Origin of the sequence: Ottowia sp. VDI28 (assembly GCF_049532675.1) — a bacterium.
Lineage (GTDB): Bacteria > Pseudomonadota > Gammaproteobacteria > Burkholderiales > Burkholderiaceae_C > Ottowia.
Genome location: NZ_CP149820.1, coordinates 2725337 through 2748311 on the forward strand (window position 1 = coordinate 2725337; position 22975 = coordinate 2748311).

The 22975-nt window shown below is 60.9% G+C and carries 21 protein-coding genes, 1 tRNA gene and 1 pseudogene; 6 read left to right on the top strand and 17 right to left on the bottom strand.

Annotated features, from left to right (window positions below; all coding sequences use genetic code 11):
- Positions 1–60: 60 nt before the first annotated feature.
- From WJU18_RS13040 to WJU18_RS13065, 6 genes are all read right to left on the bottom strand, one after another.
- Positions 61–1041 carry a Bug family tripartite tricarboxylate transporter substrate binding protein gene (locus WJU18_RS13040; protein WP_423460466.1) on the bottom strand — a complete coding sequence of 327 codons (981 nt, stop codon included), beginning with the start codon at positions 1039–1041 and terminating at the stop codon, positions 61–63.
- 35 nt (positions 1042–1076) lie between these two features.
- Complete coding sequence (locus WJU18_RS13045) at positions 1077–1469, bottom strand: VOC family protein (protein WP_423460467.1); 393 nt, start codon at positions 1467–1469, stop codon at positions 1077–1079.
- 22 nt (positions 1470–1491) lie between these two features.
- Positions 1492–2481, bottom strand: coding sequence for a fumarylacetoacetate hydrolase family protein (locus WJU18_RS13050; RefSeq protein WP_423460468.1), 990 nt, complete (start codon positions 2479–2481; stop codon positions 1492–1494).
- A gap of 203 nt (positions 2482–2684) precedes the next feature.
- Complete coding sequence (locus WJU18_RS13055; RefSeq protein ID WP_423460469.1) at positions 2685–3953, bottom strand: MFS transporter; 1269 nt, start codon at positions 3951–3953, stop codon at positions 2685–2687.
- Between the two features lie 10 nt (positions 3954–3963).
- Positions 3964–4443 (bottom strand): 2,4'-dihydroxyacetophenone dioxygenase family protein, encoded by a 480-nt coding sequence (locus WJU18_RS13060; RefSeq protein ID WP_423460470.1) that lies wholly within the window; start codon positions 4441–4443, stop codon positions 3964–3966.
- 31 nt (positions 4444–4474) lie between these two features.
- Positions 4475–6790, bottom strand: a complete 2316-nt coding sequence (locus WJU18_RS13065) for a sulfatase-like hydrolase/transferase (RefSeq protein ID WP_423460471.1) — start codon at positions 6788–6790, stop codon at positions 4475–4477.
- Positions 6791–6930: 140 nt separating this feature from the next.
- Between WJU18_RS13065 and WJU18_RS13070 the strand changes: the two genes are divergently transcribed.
- Entirely contained in the window at positions 6931–7929 is a 999-nt protein-coding gene (locus tag WJU18_RS13070) for an AraC family transcriptional regulator ligand-binding domain-containing protein (RefSeq protein ID WP_423460472.1), read from the top strand.
- Here WJU18_RS13070 and WJU18_RS13075 read toward each other — a convergent pair.
- The 3 genes from WJU18_RS13075 to WJU18_RS13085 all read right to left on the bottom strand — a co-directional run bounded on the left by WJU18_RS13075 (position 7926) and on the right by WJU18_RS13085 (position 11700).
- A complete protein-coding gene (locus WJU18_RS13075) occupies positions 7926–8846 on the bottom strand; it encodes a LysR family transcriptional regulator (RefSeq protein ID WP_423460473.1) in 921 nt (306 codons plus the stop codon). The two genes, WJU18_RS13070 and WJU18_RS13075, sit on opposite strands and share 4 nt — an antisense overlap.
- Positions 8843–9847, bottom strand: coding sequence for a fumarylacetoacetate hydrolase family protein (locus tag WJU18_RS13080; RefSeq protein ID WP_423460474.1), 1005 nt, complete (start codon positions 9845–9847; stop codon positions 8843–8845). Before WJU18_RS13080 ends, WJU18_RS13075 begins: the two co-directional genes overlap by 4 nt.
- Positions 9848–10032: 185 nt before the next feature.
- Complete coding sequence (locus WJU18_RS13085) at positions 10033–11700, bottom strand: FAD-dependent oxidoreductase (protein WP_423460475.1); 1668 nt, start codon at positions 11698–11700, stop codon at positions 10033–10035.
- 441 nt (positions 11701–12141) lie between these two features.
- On the opposite strand from WJU18_RS13085, the pseudogene WJU18_RS13090 reads away from it, so the two are divergent.
- Both WJU18_RS13090 and WJU18_RS13095 read left to right on the top strand, forming a co-directional pair.
- Positions 12142–12962, top strand: a pseudogene (locus WJU18_RS13090) (Bug family tripartite tricarboxylate transporter substrate binding protein).
- A 43-nt stretch (positions 12963–13005) separates the two neighbouring features.
- Complete coding sequence (locus WJU18_RS13095; RefSeq protein ID WP_423460476.1) at positions 13006–13917, top strand: LysR family transcriptional regulator; 912 nt, start codon at positions 13006–13008, stop codon at positions 13915–13917.
- Between the two features lie 37 nt (positions 13918–13954).
- Here the strand turns inward: WJU18_RS13095 and WJU18_RS13100 are convergent, their stop codons facing one another.
- The gene (locus tag WJU18_RS13100; RefSeq protein ID WP_423460477.1) at positions 13955–15475 is read right to left on the bottom strand and encodes a tripartite tricarboxylate transporter permease; all 1521 of its coding nucleotides are present in this window, start codon (positions 15473–15475) and stop codon (positions 13955–13957) included.
- 4 nt (positions 15476–15479) lie between these two features.
- Positions 15480–15932, bottom strand: a complete 453-nt coding sequence (locus tag WJU18_RS13105) for a tripartite tricarboxylate transporter TctB family protein (RefSeq protein ID WP_423460478.1) — start codon at positions 15930–15932, stop codon at positions 15480–15482.
- Between the two features lie 215 nt (positions 15933–16147).
- On the opposite strand from WJU18_RS13105, the gene WJU18_RS13110 reads away from it, so the two are divergent.
- Positions 16148–16567, top strand: a complete 420-nt coding sequence (locus tag WJU18_RS13110) for a MarR family winged helix-turn-helix transcriptional regulator (RefSeq protein ID WP_423460479.1) — start codon at positions 16148–16150, stop codon at positions 16565–16567.
- Between the two features lie 47 nt (positions 16568–16614).
- Here WJU18_RS13110 and WJU18_RS13115 read toward each other — a convergent pair whose 3' ends face one another.
- The 3 genes from WJU18_RS13115 to WJU18_RS13125 all read right to left on the bottom strand — a co-directional run bounded on the left by WJU18_RS13115 (position 16615) and on the right by WJU18_RS13125 (position 18963).
- Positions 16615–17658 (bottom strand): tripartite tricarboxylate transporter substrate binding protein, encoded by a 1044-nt coding sequence (locus tag WJU18_RS13115; protein ID WP_423460480.1) that lies wholly within the window; start codon positions 17656–17658, stop codon positions 16615–16617.
- Positions 17659–17761: 103 nt separating this feature from the next.
- Entirely contained in the window at positions 17762–18451 is a 690-nt protein-coding gene (locus tag WJU18_RS13120; RefSeq protein ID WP_423460481.1) for a hypothetical protein, read from the bottom strand.
- A 131-nt stretch (positions 18452–18582) separates the two neighbouring features.
- Positions 18583–18963 carry a VOC family protein gene (locus WJU18_RS13125; protein ID WP_423460482.1) on the bottom strand — a complete coding sequence of 127 codons (381 nt, stop codon included), beginning with the start codon at positions 18961–18963 and terminating at the stop codon, positions 18583–18585.
- A gap of 187 nt (positions 18964–19150) precedes the next feature.
- Between WJU18_RS13125 and WJU18_RS13130 the strand changes: the two genes are divergently transcribed.
- The gene (locus WJU18_RS13130) at positions 19151–19324 is read left to right on the top strand and encodes a DUF1328 domain-containing protein (RefSeq protein ID WP_423460483.1); all 174 of its coding nucleotides are present in this window, start codon (positions 19151–19153) and stop codon (positions 19322–19324) included.
- A gap of 74 nt (positions 19325–19398) precedes the next feature.
- On the opposite strand, the gene WJU18_RS13135 is transcribed toward WJU18_RS13130, so the two are convergent.
- The 3 genes from WJU18_RS13135 to WJU18_RS13145 form a co-directional block, all read right to left on the bottom strand.
- Positions 19399–19474 (bottom strand) — tRNA-Ala (locus tag WJU18_RS13135).
- A 58-nt stretch (positions 19475–19532) separates the two neighbouring features.
- Positions 19533–20102, bottom strand: coding sequence for a hypothetical protein (locus tag WJU18_RS13140; RefSeq protein WP_423460484.1), 570 nt, complete (start codon positions 20100–20102; stop codon positions 19533–19535).
- A 17-nt stretch (positions 20103–20119) separates the two neighbouring features.
- Complete coding sequence (locus tag WJU18_RS13145) at positions 20120–21829, bottom strand: amidohydrolase (RefSeq protein ID WP_423460485.1); 1710 nt, start codon at positions 21827–21829, stop codon at positions 20120–20122.
- Between the two features lie 253 nt (positions 21830–22082).
- Here WJU18_RS13145 and WJU18_RS13150 point away from each other — a divergent pair, with 253 nt between their 5' ends.
- Positions 22083–22958 carry an alpha/beta hydrolase gene (locus tag WJU18_RS13150; protein WP_423460486.1) on the top strand — a complete coding sequence of 292 codons (876 nt, stop codon included), beginning with the start codon at positions 22083–22085 and terminating at the stop codon, positions 22956–22958.
- Positions 22959–22975: the final 17 nt, after the last annotated feature.

The following is a 22975-nucleotide window of genomic DNA, read 5'->3' on the forward strand; positions in this document are numbered from 1 at the left end:
TTACCTGGGCGATGAAGCCCTCATGCGGCTAGGAGTCGAGCGTTACTTTCGCAGAATCGATCACTTTTTTCCAGGTTTCGAAGTCGCGTTCGACGATCTTCGAGAACTCCCCGGCGGTTGTCGGGGCAGGGGGTATCCAATCGCGCTGATCCAACGTTCCCTGAGCTCCGGCGCCTTCAGGATCTGAACAATCTCGTGGTTCAATCGCTCCACGACGTCGGGGGGCATCTGGGCCGGCCCGAAAATGCCGTTCCAGGCTGGCGCCGAGAAAGGAACGCCCTGTTCCTCGATCGTGGGGACATCGTGCAGTGCTGGCGCGCGTACCGAGCTGGTCTGTGCGAGGCCCTTGAGCATTCCGGCGCGAACCTGCGCGGCGGCGGACGTGGTGTCCGTGAAGCCCACCATCACATGGCCGGCTACCAGGTCATTCGTCAAGGCCGTGGCGGACTTGTAGGGAATGTGAACCATCTTGATGCCTGTCAGCATCTGCAGATATTCCCCGGCCAGATGCGCCGTGGAGCCACTGCCGAATGAACCGTAGCTGATGGGCTTCGGCTGCTTCTTGGCATAGGCGATGAACTCCTTGAGATTGTTGGCCGGCAGGGCCGGGTTGGCCATCAGATTGACTCCGCCAGACATCACCTGCGTGATCGGTGTGAAGTCCTTGCGCGCATCGAACGGGAGCTTTTGGTTCAGCAGGGGGAAAATGACATTGGCCGATACGAATCCGACCAGGAGCGTATGGCCGTCAGGAGGTGCCTTTGCAGTCAAATTCAATGCAATGGAGCCCACTGCGCCCGGCTTGTTGTCGACGATGACGGGCACCTTCAAGGACGGAGCCAACCGCTCAGCCAGCATGCGCGCTACCGTGTCCGTGGGGCCTCCGCCTCCGCTAGGCGCGATGATGCGGATCGGTTTGCCCGAAATGGGAAACCCGGCAGCCGCGCGGGCCGCGGTCGGGTGCAGCCATGTACCTGCCATGCCCAAGGCACAGGCGGCGCGAAGAACGCGGCGCCTATCGTTGAAATTGTCTCGGTTCATTGGAGTATCTCCTGCCATCATGAGGCGAAAACTGCTTAAGACTGCTGGACTCCCACCAATTGCACGATGGCACCGGAGGGATCGGTCGTGTTCGCCAGCCAGCGTTCTGTGACAGCCACGTACTTCGGCTCGTTCTTGAATGGATAGCCGCGCTGGCTGAGTTCGGAATGGGCCGCGCGGATGTCCTTGCAGCGCAGCCCGATGTGCCGGATTCCCGGCGTGGCGATCCGGGTGCCATCGGGTTTGACGCATGGAATGAGTTCCAGCACCGGCTGCCGGCCTTCACCCGGGAACCGCAACTCGACCGCACCTCCCGCATGATCGGTTCTCCGCGTGACGCGAAAGCCCATACCTTCATAGAAGGCCGCACTGGCTTCCACGTCTTCAACGGCCATGTCGATATGGTCGATACCCTCGAATAGATCCATGGATAGGCTCCCTGCAGTCTGTTCAGACACGTGCGATCACATTGCTCAATGTCCCGAGGCCTGCTATTTCCACGTCCAGCTTTGAGCCCGGCATCTCGAACAGATTCACGGACCGGTTTCCCATGGGGAATTTCGGCGTGGAGGCGCCCGCCGTGCCGAAGTGGATGATGTCCCCAGCTTCCAGCGTCAGGAACCGGCTGGCTTCCGCAATGCAGCGCTGAATGGGGAACAGGTAGTTGGCTGTGTTGTCGTCCGTGTAGAGCTCGCCGTCTATCCAGCTGCGAACCGCCAGCTTGTTTGGATCGGGAACGTCCTTGGCGAGGGTTAACCAGGGCCCCATGGGGCTGAACGTGTCGGAAGATTTCGAGCGTGTGTGATAGGTGAAATAGAGATAGCCGTCCTCGGGGCCATGCTTTTCTCTCCACACGGTGTGATGGGGCCGCATCTTGTCCGCGCCAATATTCAGGGCGACCGAATCCATGGTGAACTTCACGCCACTGGCCGTGATGTCATTGGTCACCGTATAGCCGAAGACATGAGCAAGCGCCTGGTCTTCCGGAATGTTCTTCCCGCCTTTGGCGAGCACGGCACACAGTTCGGGTTCAGGAATGGTGTAGCCGTGATCGTCCATGATCTCGATGGGTTTGTTATGGCCTGTCAGCGAGCTCGACGATTTCATGAAGATCATCGGATGCGTGGGTACGCGAAAGGCCACCTTGTTGAGGTGCCGGTTGTTGACAGCGATCCCGAGGATCTTGCCGGCCCGAGGCTGCGGCGCGAGCCATTCGGCGCCGTCCAGGTTCACCAGGGGGAGCTTCTCTGCGCTGCTGGAGAGCGACGCCCTAAGTTTTTCCACTTCCGGGTCTCCCCGCTCGATCAGCGCCTGCATGCTGGTTGGCGGTGAGCTCAATTGCGCTTGCTTGTACAAATCGCTCATCAGGGCGGCGCCTCGTCCCGGTAGCTCGACGATCAGTTCAACATGTCCGTCGCGGCGAATACTTGCAATCTTCATGATGGTCCTCGTTTGTGAATGACCGCGCTGCCGTTTGCAAGTCCATTTCGATGCAATTCATTGGCAGCGCAACGAGACGATTACAGCCGCGTGCGCGCATTTCGTAAAACGAATAGTTCTCGCCGGTTGGTGAAGAACATTCACAAATCGGCGGCTCGGCCACCGCAGGAGGAGCGGCCGGCGGGTGGCGCTGCCTGGGAGGCTCAGTTGCCAGTTTGTGCCATGCGGCGGTGCGCCATACCGGCCCAGACAAACGTCCCAGCGGCCAGCAAGGCCGCTGTGGAAGCCAGGCCCAGGGCCCTATCAAGCCCCAGGGTGTCCGACAACATTCCGGTGCTGAGCGGCCCCAGGGCTTGACCGAACAGGTTTTGCGCCATGGCCACCAGCGCCAGTGCTGTGGCGCGTATGCCCGGGTGCGCCACCTCCATGACCACGGCCGGTACGGCCCCGATGGAGCACGTGGCGCAAAAACCCCCCACCATGAGGCAAACCCATTGCCATTGGCCGATTGGCATCAGGATGAAGCCTGTCATGAGGAATCCGCCGCACAGCGCGCAACCCAGTGCCACCATATGGAGACGGCGGCCAAAGTCGCCGCGTCCCCAGCGATCCACCGCATAGCCCCACGCCACTGATCCCAAGGCGCCCAACAGGATGATCGCTGCCGCATACGTGCCGGCCTTGCTGGCTGGCACGCCATAGCTGCGATGGAAGAAGCTGGGTAGCCAGGAATACAGCGACAGCACCACGAACAACTGCAAGGCGCCGCCGACGCAAGCCCAAAGGACGATCGGCTTCTTGAACAGGATAAACGCCCTTTTCAGCGCGCTCCAGAACGAGACAGTAGAGGCTTGCGCGGGCGTCTGCCCTGGATCACGCACCCACAGATAGCAAAGCGCCAGCACGATGCCCGGCACCGCTACCACGCCAAATGCGGCTTTCCAGCCGTAATTCGCCGCCAACCACCCGCCCAGCATGACGCCCAGAATGCCACCCAGTACCCCGGCAGCCTGGAATGCGCCGAATATGGCACTGTGCAAGCGTTTGGGGAAGATGCCTCCCAGGATCGCCGCGCCGGCCGGGCCGTAGCCTGCTTCGCCCAGACCCACGCTGGCGCGCGCCATCAACAGCATGCTGTAGCTGCTTGCGGCACCGCAGGCGAGCGTGGCGCCGCTCCACACCAAGGCCATGGCCACGATGGCCTTCACGCGCCCCCAACGGTCCGCCAGCACGGCGATCGGGAGAGTGCCCAGGGCGACCGTCAGCGCCACCACGGAAGTCAGGCCCCCCAGTTGTTTGTCAGACAGCTGCCATTCCGCCTGCAGATAGGGAAACATCGACGTCACGATCTGGCGGTCGATGAAGTCCAGCAGCATGAGCGCGAAGGTCAAGGCGAACACCATCCATGACCGGGCGCTGACGCGGGTGTCGTCGGACGCCGCGCGAGCGTCCGCTATTTCGTAGGCATGCATGGGGTGGCGGCTATTTTGCGTCGAAACTACTCACATCCACTGGGTCCACGCCGTTGGCTTGGCAATAGTCCAGGTACCGTTGCATCATGGATTTCCAGTTCTCGATCGCCAACACCTGGCCTTCGGGGCCGATCAGGTTCCAATCTCCCACGACGATGTTGAGAGTGCATACGTCGTCGTCGCCCACGCCGGCAGGCGTATGTTGCGAGCCCGCCGTTTCATAGACAAAGCTACCCGCGGTAGCGACCCAATCGTGCTCCAGGTATCTCCAGCTGCCGGAGATGGTGTAGACCATCACCGTGCCCGAATGGTGGTGCTTGGGAAGTTGCATGTACCCTGGAATCTTCAGAAGCGTAACCCATTCGCCGTTGACGGGATTCACCTTGATCAGCTTGAGGAACGCGTCGTCGGCATAGGGCGTGAATGGCATCCAGGGCAGGGTGTCCACGTCGATGAGAGCAGTGTCGATTTTTTCGAAGGCAAAGGCCATGATGTCTCCTTGGAAGGTTGAGGCGAGGGGATCAGGGGGAAGAGGGGTAGCTCACCTGCACGTCGTGAATCACGCCGTTGAAGGGAAAGGGCGCGCGGTCGAAGTAATCCAGCGCCACGGGGGAGCCCAGGTCCTTGCCCACGTTGAAGGTCTCCGTCGCGGTGAACAACATGGGCACGGTGTAGAAAAGAAGGGCTTCCGCCACTTTTTCTCCATCAATGTGCAGGCTGAGCCTGCCTGGCGTACCCAACTGTTTGGAGACCACCGTGGTGTGCACCTCGATGGTGTGGCGCCCAGGCTCCAGCGCTTTCGGCGCGCGCATCACAGTGCGCTTGAGCATCAGGGCGTTGTATTCATAGACCACGTGCCCGTCGGCGATATAGAGCGATACACCGCCAGCCACACCGCCCAGTGCGTACAGCACACCTTCCGCGGCCGCCCTGGTCTCGAGTTCCACGCGCACCACGCTGCTCCGGGCGCGCAGATTGGGTGCCATGATTTCAGGAACGCGTTGGTGATCGGCGCTGAAATGCTGAGTAGCGCCGCCAGGGCCTGGGCGATCTTCCGGATGCAGGAGCGTCCACAGGCCCGCGCCCAGAGGGTAGACATGGTTCTCTCGCGCGGCTGCATCGAAGCGCTGCTTCAGCTCTTCCAGGCGCTCAGGCTCTTGCGCTGCGAGGTCGTGGGCTTGCGAATAGTCCTTTTCAACGTGATAAAGCGCCCACGTATCGTCTCGCGGGTTCCAGCCTTTGTAGGGGTTGTTATCGGCCACCCAGGGCGTCCGCGGTCCCCAGACCGAAGCCATCCAGCCCTGGTGGAAGATCCCCCGGCTGCCCAGCACCTCGAAGTACTGGGTCTGCTTGATGCCGGGCGCGGTGGCGCTACCGAAGGTGTAGCGCATGCTCACGCCATCCAATGGCTCCTGCGCATGGCCGTACACCACCTCGGGAGCGGGCACGCCGATCACGTCATAGATGGTGGCGGCAATGTCGTTCACATGGTGGAACTGTGGGCGCACTTGCCGGTCGGGCGGGATCGCTTTGGGCCAGGAGACCGCCAATGGCACACGTGTGCCGCCAAAGTAGCCGGCGACCAGCTTGGTTCCCTGGAAAGGGGTCATGCCAGCCCAGCCCCAGGCTGCGTGATAGTGGTTGTCGAACTTCGCGCTGCCCAGCGCATCCAGGCCGCCCAGCTTGCCCAGCAGAGCCATGTGTTGCGCGGGCCGATTGGGGATGCCGTTTTGCGAATTGAGCTCGGCAAGCGTGCCGGTCATGCCCTCGGCCGAAGAGCCGTTGTCGGAGAACACGTAGAAGATCAGCGTGTTGTCGCGCAGGCCCTGGCGCTCCAGCTCGTCCACCAGCTTGCCGGCTTGTACGTCGGTATGCTCCAGAAAGCCGGCGAACACTTCCATCAGGCGCGCCTGGAACCGGCGTTCCTTCTCGTTCAAGGACTCCCAGGCAGGAAGACCGGAATGCCTCGGCGTGATGGCTGCATCCGCAGGGATGAAGCCCATGGCTTTCTGGCGGGCAAACACCTTTTCGCGGTAGGTGTCCCAGCCGTCGTCGAACTGGCCTTTGTATTTATCCGACCATTCCTTGAACACGTGGTGCGGCGCATGTACCGCGCCCGGCGTCCAATACAGGAAAAATGGATCATTGGGCGCATGCGTCTCTCGCTCGCGCAGCCAGCGGATGGCGTCCGCCGCCAAGTCTTCGGTTAAGTGGTAGGCGGGATCGTGCGGGGGTTCCACCGGCGTGGTGTTGCGATACAGGCGCGGCTCGTACTGCGAGGTTTCTCCGCCGATGAAACCATAGAAGTAGTCAAAGCCATGGCCCGTGGGCCAGCGATCGAACGGCCCCATCGAGGTGGTCGCGTCGACTGGCGTGTTGTGCCACTTGCCGAAAGCGGCCGTTCGATATCCGTGAGCCTGCAGCACTTCGGCGATGGTGGCGCAACTCTTGGGAATCTCGGCGGTATAGCCATCCCAATCGCTGGCAAACTCGGCAATGATTCCGTTGCCCACGCGGTGGTGGTTGCGTCCAGTCAGCAGCGAGGCGCGGGTGGCAGAACAAATGGCCGTGGTGTGAAAAGCGTTGTAGCGCACGCCGCTGTCGGCAATGCGTGTGAGCGTGGGTGTATGGATCGGGCCGCCTACCGTATCGGCCTGCGCGAAGCCCGCGTCGTCCAGCATGATGATGACGATGTTGGGCGCATCGGCCTTGCGGGCCATGGGCACCGGGCGCTTGTGGTAGCTGGATTCCTGCAGGCTCATGCCCACGCGGGCAGGGGATGCGGGGTGGGGCAGTGGCAGTACGCTTCCCAGCGGCCCGGATGAAGATGTCGTCATGGAATACCGCTCCTGTCTTATGAGAACCTGGACTGGATTTTTCAGCGGCGCGGCCTCTTGTGCTTAACTCTGCGTTGCATACACTTACCATTACGTCGCATGCTTGTGGAGGCCATTTGTTTTTCATTCGCGCAGCATCCGTGAGCCACTACCCCGAGGTGGCCCGCCGGCACGGACTGGATCCGCGGCGCATGCTCGTCCGGGCAGGGATTCCGCTGGAATGCCTCCATGACCCGGAACTGCTGATCCCCCTGGAGCGGGCATACCGCTTGCTTGAAGACTCGGTGCAAGCCAGTGGAGTGCGCAGTTTCGGGTTGGAAATGGGCGAAGCTAATCAGCTTTCCACGCTGGGACTTCTCGGGCTTATCCTGCGGCAGGAACCCACGCTGCGGGGGGCGCTGCAAACCTTGTTCCAATACCGCACGCTGCACAACGACTCTCTCGTGCTGCGGCTGGAAGAGGCGGGGGACAACGCCGTTCTGTACATGGAGTACGCGGCACCCGGGGTGGCGGGCATTCCGCAGGCGATCGAGCAGGGGCTGGCCATGCTGGTGCGTTCCCTGCGGAGTTTGATGCCTGAATGGCAGCCCAAGTGGCTGAACGTGATGCATGGGCAGCTAGGCCCGAGAGAGGTATATCAGCGGGTGCTGGCAGCGCCCGTGCGCTTTAATGCGGAATTCAACGGCGCCGTTTTCTCAGGCAGGGCCTTGGACCGGCCTTTGCAGTCCAGCGATCCTGCAATGGTCCGGCAAGCCCGTGCGCAACTGGACCATCTCTTGGCGGCGCGTGGCGCAGTTTCTACCCATGACCGCGTGCGAGAACTGATCACGGTGTTGCTGCCGTTGGGGCGTTGCTCGATTGAGCAAGTCGCCATGCACCTGGGGGTCCACCGAAGTACGCTGCACCGGCAGCTGATGAGCGAGGGCGTCGGATTCGGTGAGATTCTGGAGCAAGTCCGCAAGCACCTGGCAGCGCAACTCATCACGTCCTCACAGCGCAGCTTCATCCAGATTTCCGAGATGCTGGGGTTTTCGTCTCCCCCGCTTTTTCACGTTGGCACCGGCATGGTTTTGGCGAAACCCCGCAAGCACACCGAAAGCGCGGTGCCGCGCGTTGAGTCTGTGTCGAAAGCGGGTTAGAACGCTGGCGAAAACGGGATGCGCCCCTCTGCGAGGCCGGCGCGAAGGAAGCTCAGGAATTCAGTGGCCATGGGCGAGAGGGTGACACCGCGCCGGGTGATTACGTGGACGTCCCGGACGACCACCGGAGATACCAGCCGGCGCGAGACCAGTTGCGGGTATCTCAGCTGCGACATGAGCGACGACGGCAGAATGGCCACGCCCATGCCCTCTGCCGCAAAGGCCAGGGCTGTCATCAGGTGCATCAACTCGTGCGCGTAGCGAAGCCGCGCCCCGGATTCCGCCACCGCGCGGTCAATTGAATGGCGTATGCCATACCCTGGCTTCACGGTAATGACCGGTTGATCGTTGAGATCGGTCCAACGCACCACCTCGTTGCGTGCCAGGGGATCATTGGCGCGCATGACCGCGCACAGATACCCCTTGATCAAAGTCTCACATTCGAGTTCGGAGGTCAATTGCTCGGGCGTTCCGATCCCGAAGTCGACCTGGTCCGACAGGAGCCTGTTGGGGAACTCGTCTGGGTTGCAGTCCTCCACCACGATTTGCGCGCCAGGGCACTGCTCCTGGAAAAGCGCCACGGCCTTCGAGGCGACATTGACGGCAATGACCGGCGTGGCTGCGAAGGTCAGTTTGCCCTGGGCGCCCTTGGTGTAGCTGCTGAAATGTTCGTTGATCGAATGCAGTTCGCGCAGCATGCGCTCGGCAATCGGATAGAGGTCGAGCGCAGCGGCTGTCGGACGCAGGTTCCGGGTGGTCCGGTCGAAAAGTTTCTGTCCGATCTCCGATTCCAATTGGCGGATCAGCACGCTGACAGCCGAGTGGGTCAGAAACAGGCGCTCGGACGCGGTTCCGAACTTCCGCGTCTGGTAAACCGCAATGAAAGCCTTGAGCTGCTTCAGGTTGATGTTCATCATCGGCGGTGACCGAGTGTGTTTCTCAGAATGCCGATTTTCTCCACTTCCAGTTCCACGACGTCGCCTGCGCGCAGGAAACTGAGCGATTCATAGCCGCAGCCATTGCCCAATGTGCCCATGCCCAGGATTTCCCCGGGATACAGCGTTTCGGACCGGCTGACATGGCAAATGCATTTGGCGATGTCATGCTGCATGCCCCCAGACACCGTATCGACCAGCTCTTCCCCGTTGATCCGTACGCGCATGCGGAGCTTGTAAGGATCGCCGATTTCATCAGGAGTCACAATGCAAGGGCCAAAGGCGTTGCCTGTGTCGAAGTCCTTGCCTTTCGCTGGCCCCATGCGAAAGCTCGTTTCCCGTGACTGCATGTCGCGGGCGCTGAAGTCGTTGAAGATGGTGTAACCGAAGATGGCATCCATCGCTTCCTTGGGTGTTGCGTTCCGGAGGGGACGCCCGATAACCACAGCGAGCTCCAGCTCGTAGTCCATTTTCTCGGCGAAGTCGGGCCACTCTACCGTTTGGTCGTGCCCGATGCAACTGAAGCGGTTGCCCTTGTAGTAGAGCGGCATTTCGTACCACACGGGAGGCACATCCAGCAGACCAGCCTGGGCGTATCCGTCGAAGGCCGCTTGCGGATCGGCGGCGGCGCTCGCGCGCAGTTGCATGGCGGAGCGGATGGCCTGGCGCACGTGCAACTCGTAGTTGGCGAAATCCCGGATCGATTCCGGGATGGGCAATGGTGCCATCAGTTGCGTTGCTTGCCGGGAGCGCCGCGCGGTCTGAGGAGCTTCCTGTATAAGCCGCCGCACCAATCCCATCGCCGTGTCGCCACCTCGGATCAATGACAGCATGGACCAGAGCCGAGGGTCCGCGGAGCCTTGTACCTGTTCAGCCGCTGCTTGCAGGTCGAGTACGGAATCCGCATCCAGCAAAGCGCCAAGGCGGGTTTGCTGGGGCGCGGCATGCCCTGGGCGCTGGTGGACGAAGCTGACGAGTCGCATCTGGTGAGCCTGAAAAAAACATCGGGACGGTGAGAAACCGACGATAGCTTCTTATCAGGCAGCGTTTGGTGATAAATCTTGAAGAATCCTCGAAGAATTTTCAACGCTTCATCAACGATCAAGCAGGGTCGCTTGCTTCTGGCGTTCGGGTAGAGCCGAGACTGCCTGAAACCGTTGCCTCGGCTTCAGGCCGTACAGCAGCCGCGGATGCGATCGATGAGTGCCAGCGCGTCTTCCGGAATGCGATCGCCTCGCCATGCCACGTGCTGGTCCGGCCGCGAGAGAACGAACGCATGCTGGTAGAGGCGGGTGGCTTCCGGCGATTGCACATCCAGCACCGCAAGCGGCACGCCTCGATGTGCTGCGGCTTCCTGCAACGAGCTGGCGTCGGCCCTGGGGTCCAGGCGCAGCAGCGTGTACTCGGGGCCCATGGCGTCATAGAGTGAACGCCCGTCGTCGAGCCATAGGTGTGGGGTGCGGCAACCAGGCACCGTAGAAGGCGTGAACTGGTCCATGGCATATGAAGGAGCCGTTTCGCCGTCATACGCGATCAACGGCGAGGCGTCATAGAAATAGCCAAAGTTCAAGCCGGCACAGCAGTATTGCTTGACGTTCAAGTCATAGAGCGCGCGGCCTGCCGCCGCTCGGGCTTGCACGCCTTCCGGGCCGGAATCTTCTATGCCCGGAGGCACACCTTCGCGCTCTTTCTGAAGCGCCAGGGCATGGTTCATCGCAAACCTGGAGACTTGCTCTGTGATCGGCAGCCGCTCGGCCTCGTAGGCGGACAGCACTCCTTCTTCCCCCCAGCCATTGAGGCGGGCGGCCAGCAGCCAGGACAGATTCATCGCGTCGGCGATACCGGCGTTCATCCCATAGCCTGCCATGGGAATCCAGAGGTGTGATGCGTCGCCACAGATGAACACCCTGCGGTCACGGAATTTGTCAGCGACCAGCCGGCGCCCGATCCAGTCTTCCTTGGAGATGATCTCGTACTTGAAGTCAGGGCCGACACCGAGAATGGTGCGAAGAGCCCAGTCCCGGTCCACAGACTCGAAGTCTGTCTCATCGGCACGAAGATAGTTGTGCATCAGAAAGGTCTCGCGGCCATCGATCGCATAGACATTGCCACTGCGGCGCGGGTTCAGTGAGAAGGTGGCCCAGGCCGGGATGTTTCCCGTCCGGGAGAGCAGATCGGGTGCCCGGAAATAGGTGGATTGCACGCGGCCGACCACATCAGTGCCAGAGAGCTTCGCTCCGATGGCCTTGCGCACGGCCGATCTTCCGCCGTCGCAGCCAATCATGTATTCGCACTGGATGGTGATTTTTCCATCCGTATCCAGATTTACCCCCTCCGCCCGGACGCTGCCTTCGTTCTGCGTGAATTCGTCGATACGAGTGCGGCTCAGGATCTGGATGCCCGCGGTGGCCTCGGCATGGCCAAACAGAATCGGTTCCAGATAGATCTGGTTGATCCTGTGAGGAGGCTCCGGCGTAGGCCACCATCCGTCCGGCCCGGATTGATCTGTATACCGGTCTTGCCGGGCCGGGATATGAATGCGGGAGAGTTCTTCGCCGGTGAATGTGGTCCGGTACGACACGTCGTTCGCGTGGTTCGCGGGCAATCCGGCATCCCGAATCGCTTTTGCAACGCCCAGACGGCGGAAGATTTCCATCGTGCGGGCCGAGACATGGTTGCACTTCACGTTCGGCGGTTCCCCGCGGTGACGGATCTCCGCGATGACGACAGAGATGCCGCGTTGAGCCAGATCCGTAGCCAGGGTCAGGCCGACCGGCCCCGCGCCGACGATCAGGACTTGGGCTTGCAGAACTTGGGCTTGCGATCGAAGAGTCATGGTTTGCCAAGCTTGTGGGGCTTGTGTATGGGGAGTGCCCATGATTAGAGTCAAAACAGGATCAAATGAAAAATGAAACCTTGCAATTGATTCATAAAAAACATCTATCTCATTGAATACCTATAAGGGTTATTTATTAATTCAAAAAGAAGATTCATTCCCCAAACCAGGCGAGTTTGTGTTTAATCAAACCTTTCCTTATGCAGGTGCGGGCAGGGCGGTTTCTCCCGCGTGAAGCGGCCGAGTGCCGGACCACGTGCCTGCGGTTCCCAGGAGTTTGAGATGAATCGACGTGAGGCCATGATTCGGATGGCTGGGGTAACTGCACTGGGCTCGGCGCCTGCCGCGCTGATGGCGCAAGCGGACAAGCCTGTGACGATCGTGGTGCCCTATACCCCTGGTGGAACGACGGATCTGCTTGGGCGGATGCTCGCCAAGGAAATGGCGCCGCTGTTGGGCAAGACCATCATCGTGGACAACAAGCCTGGCGCGGGCAGTGGCCTTGGTGCCGCATTTGTCGCACGCGCACCGGCCGATGGGAACACCTTGCTGGTGGCGACCAGCACCACGCTGGCGATCAACCCCTGGCTGTACGACAACCTGTCCTACTCGCCCTTGAAGGACTTTTCCCCGTCGGCCTTATCGGCGCGGTACCTCTTCTGGTAGTGGTGCATCCTTCTGTTCCCGTGAAGAACATTGCCGAGCTCATTGCACTGTCGAAGGCACAGCCAAAGTCGCTCAGCTATGGATCCGCCGGTAACGGTAGTCCGCAGCATCTGGGCGTCGAGATGTTCAAGGCTGCCACGGGGGCGGATCTCACGCACGTACCGTATCGCGGCAGCGGGCCGGCAGTCACGGATCTTCTCGGCGGGCAGATCCAGGTGATGTTCAGTGATATCCCGCCTGTACTGCAGCAGGTGCGCGCGGGGCGTCTTCGTGCGTTGGCGGTGACATCGCTGAAGCGGCAGCCAGTAGCGCTGGAGCTTCCCGCCATTGCCGAGTCCGGCGCGCCTGGCACGAAGAATTTCGAAGCGGTAGCCTGGCAGAGCCTGGTGGCGCCCGCTGGAACGCCCAAGCAGGTGATCGAAGCCTACTCCGCAGCACTTGAGAAGGTGATGGGTAACCGGGAAGTGCGTGCGCGCTTGTCCGCTGACGGGTTTGAGCCTGGCACCATGAACCCAACCCAGCTGGCAGCCTACATCCGCAGCGAAACCGATCGCTGGGGAAATGTCGTGAAAGCGTCTCGCGCCAAGGTCGATTGAGGCGGCGTCCAACAGCGCCATCCTGGAGGAAAATAGCTCTCCGATGGCGATTCATAAACAATCCTTATCTTCGCTGCCGTCCATTCGGCAGCTTCGCGCGCTCGTGGCTGTGTACTACACAGGCAGCGTATCGGCCGCCGCCCAGCGGCTGTCTTTGACGCAGCCTGCGGTCACAGTTCTGATACGCGAGCTGGAGGAAAAGCTTGGGTTGAAGCTGTTCGACCGGAGCACCCGCGCACTGCGCCGGACGGATGCTGCGGTGCAAGCCATTGGCTATGCCGAACGCGCCCTGTCCGAGCTGGAGGCCTTGTCACGGAACATGGCCCATCTCGCCGGCGCCCAGGAGGGAAGAGTGCGCGTCGCGGCGACGGCCGTCATTGCCCAAACCCTGCTGCCCCCTGCCATGTATCAGTTTCAAGATTTGAGGCCTGGAGTTCGCGTGGAGGTCGTGGAGGTCGCCCCGGGCGACTTTGTCGAGGCGGTGGCGGCCGACCGTGTCGACTTCGGTGTAGGGACCGTGGAGACGCCGGTGGCGGGTTTGCAAGAAGAAATTCTTCGGCGTGAACCCTTGGTGGCCGCGGCCATCGAATCCAAGCAGTTCCCCGCGGGAGCACCCATGACGTGGAAGCAGCTCGGAATGTTTCCCCTGGTGACTGTTCGTTCTGGTTATGGCGTCAGGGGTAGGATAGAGGCCGCGGCAAGAGAGGCCGGTGTCGCGCTTCGAATCGAGCACGAAGTCTCCTTGCTTGGAACCGCTGTGGCGCTTGCGGCTCACGGCCTTGGTGTGGTGGTGGCACCAGCCTCGATCGTAGCCGCCGAGCCGCGATTGGTCGCCCGCCGGCTGACGCGCCCCAAGGTGGAGCGCACCATTGGAATCCTCACCAGGCGCGAACGGTCGCTGTCGCCGGTGGCTCAGGCATTTGCAGCCGTATTGAGGCGCATGACCGCGGAGTAGCCGATGATTGGCGATGCCGTCGCGTTTGTTGGCCTGCTTACCCTGCTTCTTCGACGAACGCCTCCTCGCGCTTGGAGCGTACAGACGGCGCCAGCACGATGACCAGCAACAGCGCGGCGCCAATCAACAGGCCCAGTGAGATGGGCCGCGTGAACAGCACGGACCATTCGCCGCGTGAGAGCAGCAGCGCCCGGCGCAGGTTCTCTTCCATCATTGGACCCAGGATCAAGCCCAGCAGCAGCGGCGCAGGTTCGCAACTCAATTTGAGGAAGGCATAGCCTACGACACCGAAGACAGCAATCAGCCAGATGTCGAACACGTTGTTATTGGTGGAATAAACGCCGATGGCGCAGAACAGCACGATCGCGGGAAACAACCAGCGGTAGGGAATGGTCAGCAGCTTCACCCAAACGCCGATCAGCGGCAGGTTCAGAATCACCAGCATCAGGTTACCGATCCACATCGAGGCGATCAGACCCCAGAACAGATCAGGATTGCTGGTCATCACCTGCGGGCCAGGCTGGATGTTGTGGATTGTCATGGCGCCCACCATCAGGGCCATCACCGCGTTGGGCGGGATGCCCAGGGTCAGCATCGGAATGAACGAAGCCTGTGCGCCTGCATTGTTGGCCGCCTCGGGTGCCGCCACGCCACGAATGTTGCCTTGACCGAAGGGTACTTCGCCGGGCTTGAGCTTGGATTTTTTCTCGATGGTGTAGGCAGCGAAAGCTGACAGCAATGCGCCACCGCCCGGCAAGATGCCCAGCCCGCAGCCCAATGCAGTGCCGCGCAGTACGGCTGGTGCCATGCGTTTGAAGTCTTCTTTGGTGGGAAACAGCCCCGATACCTTGGCGCTGAAAACTTCTCGTTGCTCGTCAGGCCGGGACAAATTGAAGATGATCTCGCCATAGCCGAAAATACCCATAGCCACCGCGATGATGTTCAAGCCGTCAGTCAGTTCAGGCACATCGAAAGAGTAGCGCGCCACGCCCGAGTTCACATCGGTTCCTACCAAGCCCATGAGCAGGCCCAGCAAGATCATGCAGATGGCCTTAAGCAGCGAACCCGAAGCCAGCACCACCGCGCCGATCAGGCCCAGAACCATCAGCGAAAAATATTCAGCGGGACCGAATTTGAAAGCCACCTCGGTCAACGGCGCGGCAAAGGCAGCCAGCATCATGGTGCCTACGCAGCCCGCGAAGAAAGAGCCTAGACCGGCAGCGGCCAAGGCCGGACCACCGCGCCCTTTCTTGGCCATCTGGTGTCCGTCGATGACCGTCACCACCGATGACGCCTCGCCAGGCAGATTGACCAGAATGGCCGTGGTGGAACCGCCATACTGCGAGCCGTAGTAAATGCCCGCCAGCATGATGAGCGCGGCTACCGGCGGCAGCGCGTAAGTAGCAGGCAAAAGCATGGCCACCGTGGCCGTCGGGCCAATACCGGGCAGCACACCAATCAACGTGCCCAGCAAGCATCCGATGAAGGCATACAGCAAATTGTGCAAGGTGAAGGCCGTTTCAAAGCCCAACGACAGGTTACTGATGAGCGTTTCCATGGGCTTAGCCTCCAATGAACGTTGGCCAAACCTGGAATTGAAGCTTCAGCCCGAGAATGAAGATCAGATAGCTGCCCACAGCCAGTATCGTGGCAAGCATCAACGCCGATTTCAGGCTAAAGGTGCTTCCAGCTTTGCAGGACATGACGACAAGCGCATACACCGCCACGATCAAACCCATGGCGGGTAGATCGATGCTGCGCAATCCTGCAAGCAGCACACCAAACATCAGGTTTGCGCCGATGACGAAACCCAGTGGTTTCCAGGCGATCTTGCCGACAGGGTCGCCATCGCCGCCTGGCCTGGCTCCGAGCGCCGATACAGTCACCGCCAAACCCAATACGGTCAGCAGCACACCCACCATCAACGGAAAGTATCCAGGCCCCATGCGTGCGGCACTTCCTACCGTGTATTCGAACGCGCCGATCGCGAACGCCGCGCCGACTGTGGCGAACATAAGGCCCGCTATGAAGTCCTTCTTGCTTTTGATCCGTAAATGCACTGACTCGTCTCCTTGGATTCTTACAGGTTTCTGACAGGAATAAATCATGTTATGAGGTTTTAATACATCACAGTGTGAGTAATTACCCTTGGCGTTTTGCCTATGCCATGGCGATGCCCTGCTACAGTTCATTCCTTGTTTTTGTCAGGTCTACCTGCCTGCCGCCAGCCATGTCTCTTCCTAGAAAGCTTGTTGACAAGCAGCGGCTCGAAGCCCTGTCAGACTTCAGATTCAGGCTTCGCCGTTTTCTCCGTTTCAGCGAGGAGGCGGCACGAGCGCACGGCATTACGGTGCTGCAATACCAGGCCCTGCTGCACACTCAGGGGTTTCCTGGGCGCGAGTGGGCCTCGATCAGTGAGATAGCGGAACGCTTGCAAGCGCAGCCACACGGCGTGGTGGCGCTGATTTCACGCTGCGAGGAGGCGGGTTTGGTTGAGCGCCGAACGAGCGCCGTTGATCGCAGGCAGGTAGAGGTGCACCTGCTGCCGGCGGGGCGTGAGAAGCTGGAGGCGTTGGCCAGCGAGTTGGCTGATCACATCGCTGAAGTTGCGGACGTGGTGGCCTTCGCGCGCTATCGGCGGGGCCCTTGAGGACGGGGTTGCCTTCACCACCAGGCAACCCCTCATATTTGTCTCGCTTAATCGAGCTTCAAACCTTCGTCCTTGACGACTTTCTGAAGCAATTCCGCATCCCGTTTCAGCGATTTGGCGAACATGGCCGGGTCTTCATAGTTCGGATAGAGCGCCGAGAGTTGCAGCTGCTTCTTCACCTCAGGCGCCTCAAGCACCTGGCGCACCGCGTCGGCCATGCGCTGAACGATGGGCTGGGGAGTACCTTTGGGTGCGAAGATGGCGAACCAGCTGAACGAAGTGCCGTCACCGAAGCCTTGTTCCTTGAGGGTCGGGATGTTCGGAAGCTCTGGATTGCGGACGCCGCTGGTGGTTGCCAGCCCCTTGAGGTCTCCGGCCTTCACGCGCGGTGCAGTGGCCGGGTCATACATCAGATCGATGCGGCCGCCCATCAGGTCGATGGTGGACTCGCTGGCTCCCTTGTAGGGAATGTGCGTGAGCTGCACGCCGGCCTCGCTGTGCAATTGCACGCCAGTCATGTGCACGATGGAGCCAACCCCATTGGTGGCGAACGTCAGTTTGTTGGGGTGTGCCTTGGCATAGGCGATCATCCCTTTGTAGTCGGAAAAAGGGGCGTCCTTGCGCGCTGTGATCAGGCCATAGGATGAGGCCAGCTTGGCCACGGGTTCAAAGCTCTGATAGGAGTATTTGACCGTTTTCAGCAAGTAGGGCGCCAATGCCACGGCAGCGGTCGGCGCGACCAGGAACGTATAACCGTCAGGTGCCTGGCGCGCGGCATAGTCGGTGCCCATGGTAGCGGCAGCCCCGGGCTTGTTCTCGATCACGACGGGCTGGCCCAGTACGCGCGACACTCCATCGCCGATGAAGCGGGTGATGACATCCGATGAGCCGCCTGGAGGGTAGGGCGTGACGAAATGAATAGGCTTGTTCGGCCATGCTGTAGAGCTTTGCGCCATGCCGGGAACGGCAGCGCCGGCCAGTATGGCCAATGCGGCTACTTGAATGAATCGGCGGTTGAAGATCATCGTTTGAAGGTCCTTGAAAATGGTGCACTGCAGCATCGCTGAGCACGCCGGAGATGGTTTCAGCATGCGTACTGTGTCTCCGTTTGCATATTATTTGCTTCCGCAAAATGAGACCAGCATTCCATATTTGAGAACGAAATAAATGGCTTCGTCGTGCAGAGGGTAGCTGCTAGGGCGGCGTGTCCGGAGCGGATGGTGCGCAGCGCGACTGCGCTACCGCCAGCACACGGCCGCGCGCATCGCTTACCCAGCCTACCACTCCCAGCCGGTCGGGTTGCGCGCCAGGAGGCACATTCATGGGGCGCCACAACTGGCCCATGTTGCCAGTTGCTCGGGCTGGAATGGGTTCAACCAGCAAATTCCGAACAAGCACGCGCGGCACCGGCGAGCCTTCGGTTCCCGCGGGTAGTCGCTCCACCAAGGCCAGCCAGCCAGTGAGGGGCTCAGCCAGCGAGGCGCGGCTGGTAAAGCGCAGCGATGCGCCTACATAGTCATTCAGCACCAGTCCATGTGCGACGCGCACCCGGTGGCGTCCGCCCTGTACCTTGCCGGATCGCGAGCTTTGCGTGTCTGGCACGCGTTCGCCAAGAAACTGTAGTCTTTGCAACGCCTCGCGCCGGGCCACGGCGGAAAGCGGCGCGTCATCACCCTGCTGCCCGGGCAGCACCCAGTCAAGCACGGCCGCAGTATGTGGCGGCAGGGGGTGTCGCCTTGCCAGCAATCGCTGCAGTCGGCATTGATGAAGCGTTCCGTCAGCGTCCGAGGTGCTGGCTGGCTGTCGCTGGCGCAGAGCGGCGACGATTGTGCCTGCGCCAGGGAACCGCTCAGCGCGAGGAGAGCGGCGGCGCAGACGATCCATGGGTGAGGCAGAGGCATGAGGTGCGGTCTCCTGCAATCACCCGCATGATTGCACATCCGGGCGAGATACCTGAGCGAGATACGCCGCTGTCGCTGCCAGGATGAAGCTGTCAGCGTGAGAGCTTGGCCTGCTCAGGCCTTGGGCGGCCGGTGCAGGCCGCAGATCTTGTTGCCGTCTGGATCGCGGAAGTAGCATAGGTACATGCCACTCGGGCCGCCGCGCCAGCCGGGCGCATCTTCGATCGCGACGCCACCGCTGGCGAGCGCAGCCGCATGAAACTCGTCTGCCTGCTCTGGTGAAGCCATGTTGAATCCGACGGTCCCGCCATTGGCGTGCGTGGCCGGCTGGCCATCGATAGGCTTGCTCACGCTGAACGTGCCGCTGCTGGTGCGCCAGAACACGCGATGGCGGTCCACGAACCCAGGCTTTACGCCCAGCGTGCCGAGCACGGCGTCGTAGAACTGTTTGGATTTTTCGAGATCGTTGGTGCCGATCATGATATGGCTGAACATAGGCTCCTCTTATGGTTAATGAAACGCGGGCCCATGCTAGCGGAAAAAATGCCTGATACCTTTCCTCGTGTGAATTCAGGCTTCACATGGCAGGACGACTCTTACAGAATGCGGGGTCCAAGCCTGACAAGGCGAGTGTGAGCGGTAGGGGACACTGAATGCACATCCACACTCAGGAGGTTGCACCATGCTCACATGGGCCATCATCTTCGCTGTCATATCCCTTGTCGCGGGCGTTTTTGGATTCACAGGTATTTCTGCCGGGGCTGCCGGCATTGCCAAGATCCTGTTTTTCATATTCGTCGTGATCGCGATCATTTTCATTGTTCTCGCGGTTCTTGGCGTTGGAGCTGTGGCCTAGAGGGCAGAGCCACATACCTCAAACAGGGCAGAAATGAAAAAAGCGCCCCGAAAGGCGCTTCATTGCTAGGTTTGTGGTGGAGAGGAGGAGGATCGAACTCCCGACCTCCGCATTGCGAACGCGGCGCTCTCCCAGCTGAGCTACCCCCCCACGTTGGCTCACATTCTAGTCTTTTTGCCAAAACAGGGAAGCTGTGAGGAGCGGGCTTTCAATGGCTGGCTTTATGCGGCACGGGCGCTGTTTTCCTGGCTGGGAGTTCGGGAATGGGCGTGCTGTCGACGAGCCGGTACAGCACGCTTTTCGTGTCATCCTCTACAAGCTCAAGCTTGCCTTGGACCACCAGGGTCTGTGACCGGCCGAGATGGCGCCACACGTCGAAAGGCTGAGCGAAGTTGATCTCCACAACGCCTTCCGGCTCCACGGGTTGCGCGCAGCCCCGGCAGAAAATCGGCTGCGAGCTCAGCAACAGCATCCGCTGAGGTTCGCGTTTTTCGTCGACAGCCGTCGCGAAGCCGTAGAGCGTGAGGCGCTGGCCGGCAAGGGCCCGCACCGGTGGCAGGAATTCACGCTCGAGCTTTCCCTGAGAGCGCTTCACACCCACCTTGGCCAAGGTCCCCCAGAGAACGGTGTTGGCCGGAGCACGGGTGAAGTCAAGCTCCGGGCCTTCCTCGTCGGAGTGTGCGTAGGCGGGGCCGCCCGAGAGATGGGCGGCGGCAAGGGCCACTCCGCAGAGAAGTACGCGGCGGCGGTTCTTGTGCGAGAAGATTGTTGTCAGCACGCGCCAACGTCCTTCGTTCAAGGTTTGAATTGGGGATCGTTGTAGGCAAGGTTCCCTCCGACATAGGTGGCCATCGCCTTGAGGTTCTGGACATCGGCCGCAGGAATGGTCATGTAGTCGGCCGACAGCACGGCGAAGTCCGCGAGCTTGCCTGCTTCGATCGAACCCTTGATGGATTCTTCGTCCGTGAGCTTGGCGTTGTTGATGGTCATCATGCGCAGGATCGCCTCGCGCGAGGCCACAGCCTGGTTGGCGCCGTAGATACCGTCGCTGATCGTGTCGCGCGTCAGGAAGTGGTACATCACCCAGAAAGGATTCATCGGCACCACCGGGGCGTCGGTGCCCAGTGCGAGCAGAAAGCCTTCGTCCATGTAGGTCTTCAGTGGCGTGACTTGCGAGGCGCGGTCCAGGCCCCAATAGCCCTTCAGCACGGGGGCGGCCAGGTACAGATGATCCTGCACCGACAGGCGCAGATTCAGCGCGCGCATGCGGGGATACTGGTCAGGGCGCGTGACGAACGCATGTTCGATGGCCCAGCCGGCCTTGGTCAGGTCTTTGTCCTTGTTGGCTTTCTCGTAGCCTCGCAGCACCTCGTCCACGGCGGCGTCACCCACCGCATGTACTCCAGCACGGAAACCCATCCGGTTGAGTTTGACCACGGTGTCGTCGAATGTGCTCTGCGGGACTACCTCGAGGCCGAAGTAGGTGCCGCCCTTGCCCAAGGGGTCGAGATAGGGCTTGGTCATGTGGCCGCCTTCAAAGCCGCCGTCGACCATGAGCTTGATTCCCCAGACTTTCACCCATTCGTCGCCCTCAAGCGGCTTGATGCCGGCATCGGCGATGGGCTGCAGGCCGTCCGGGTTGGTGATGCGGAACATGACGCTGTAGCGCACGGTGGCCTGCTTCTGGTCTCGCATCTGCTGCAACAAGCGGTAGGTGGAGATGGGAATGCCGGGCATGCGCACGCTGGTCAAGCCGTACGAGTTGATCACTTTCTGCTGCGCGATCAGGTAGTCGGCGGTCAGTGCGGGTCTGGGGGGCAGGGGCGCCAGTTTTTTGGCGGTGTCCGTGAGTTCGCCAGTGAGGTTTCCCTTGGCGTCCTTGGGAATGGCGCCGCCCGCAGGCACGGGAGTGGAGGCCGTGATGCCGTATTTGGCCAGCGCGGCGTTGTTCAGAAAATAGCTGTGCCCGCCCCGAACCAGAATGACGGGTACGCCTGGGGCGGCTTTTTCAAGCTCAGCGGCGGTCGGCAGGCGTTTTTCGGCCAACTGGGCTTCATGCCAGTCGCTGTTGGAAACCACGACGGCTCCCGTTGGAGCTTTCCGCGCGGCTTCGGTCACCTTGGCGAACAGTTCGGCCAGCGAGCGTGTCTTGGAAATATCGACGCCAGGCCCGCCTCCCGCGTCATGGAAGTGGCTGTCTGTAAGTCCTGGGATGATGGTACGGCCGCCTGCATCGACGACCTTGGTGTTCGGGCCAATCATGCCCGCGATCTCCTCGCGCGTTCCGATGCGTTGGAACTTGCCGTCCTTGACGGCCATTGCTTGGGCGATCGTGTTCTTGTTGTCGACGGTGATGATCTTCGCGTTGGTGACCACCAGGTCGGCTGAAGCCCGCGGACCTTGGGTGGCGCAGCCCGTCAGCACCATGCCAGCGATGCCAGCGATGCCAGCCCATCTCAAGTGCCCGGGGAAAGGGCGAAAAGGGCGGATCTTCACTGTCGTCATTCAATTCTCCTCGTTCGTTGGGACACTCGCTCCTCCGGGCGCCGTGGCGTTAGCCAGGGCGGCAAGAAGTAATTCTTGCTTAAACAAGCAAGGTGTCAAATATATTTAACCATATTGCGGCCTTTTGTTTTCTTTTTTGGATCTGTGACGGGTGCTCGGTTTGCCTATCGTGCAGGCGGCTTTGGAATTACGTGTTTTCCCGATCCTGAACCGGCCTCAGGGGTGGTTGCAGTTTGCGACAATACCCCTACTCATGTCACGCCTAGAAGACGACCACCGCTACGCCTCGCCCGATACACAGTGGCTCGAACGCATGTACAACAATCGCATGCGCGTGCCCGATCACGGAGAATATTTTGTTCGTTGGGCTGCGGAGTCGGCCTTGGTGCGCAAGCAATTGCCTTGTGAACTGGATGTACCCTACGGCTCTGGCCCGCGGGAAACGCTCGACGCATTCCATGCGCCCCGCAAGGGGGCTCCTTTGGTCGTTTTTGTGCACGGCGGCTACTGGAAAGCCATGGATAAATCCCAGCATAGCTTCATTGCGGGTGCACTCCATGATGCCGGCGCGGCGGTGGTGATGCCCACCTATGCGTTCTGCCCTCGGGTGACCATTCCCCAGATCACGCTCCAGGTGGCTCGCGCCGTGGCCTGGGCCTGGCGGAATGCCTCGAAGATCGGCGGCGATCCGCGGCGCATCACGGTCATCGGCCATTCGGCGGGCGGCCATATGGCGGCGATGATGCTCGCGTGCGCATGGAACGTGTTCGATGCGGATCTTCCCGCTGGTGTGGTCAGGAGCGCGCTGGGCATTTCAGGGCTCTACGATCTGCAACCGCTGATGAACACCCCGAGCTTTCAGGAGGTGCTGCGCATCACTCCTCAGCAGGTGCACACCGCCAGCCCCGCGCGGCTGCCCCGTCCGGCACGGGGGCGCTTCTATAGTGTGGTGGGCGGGCAGGAGAGCGGTGAGTACCTGCGCTTGAACCGCCTGATCCAGCAGGCCTGGGGGCGCGAGCGTGTTCCGGTGGCTGCCAGCCTGGCGGGCTTGAACCATTTCAGCATCCTCGATGCGCTGGTCAAACCTGGCCACCGGCTTAACACGATGGCGCACGAGCTGATCCGTTAATTTCAAGAAAGCACCGC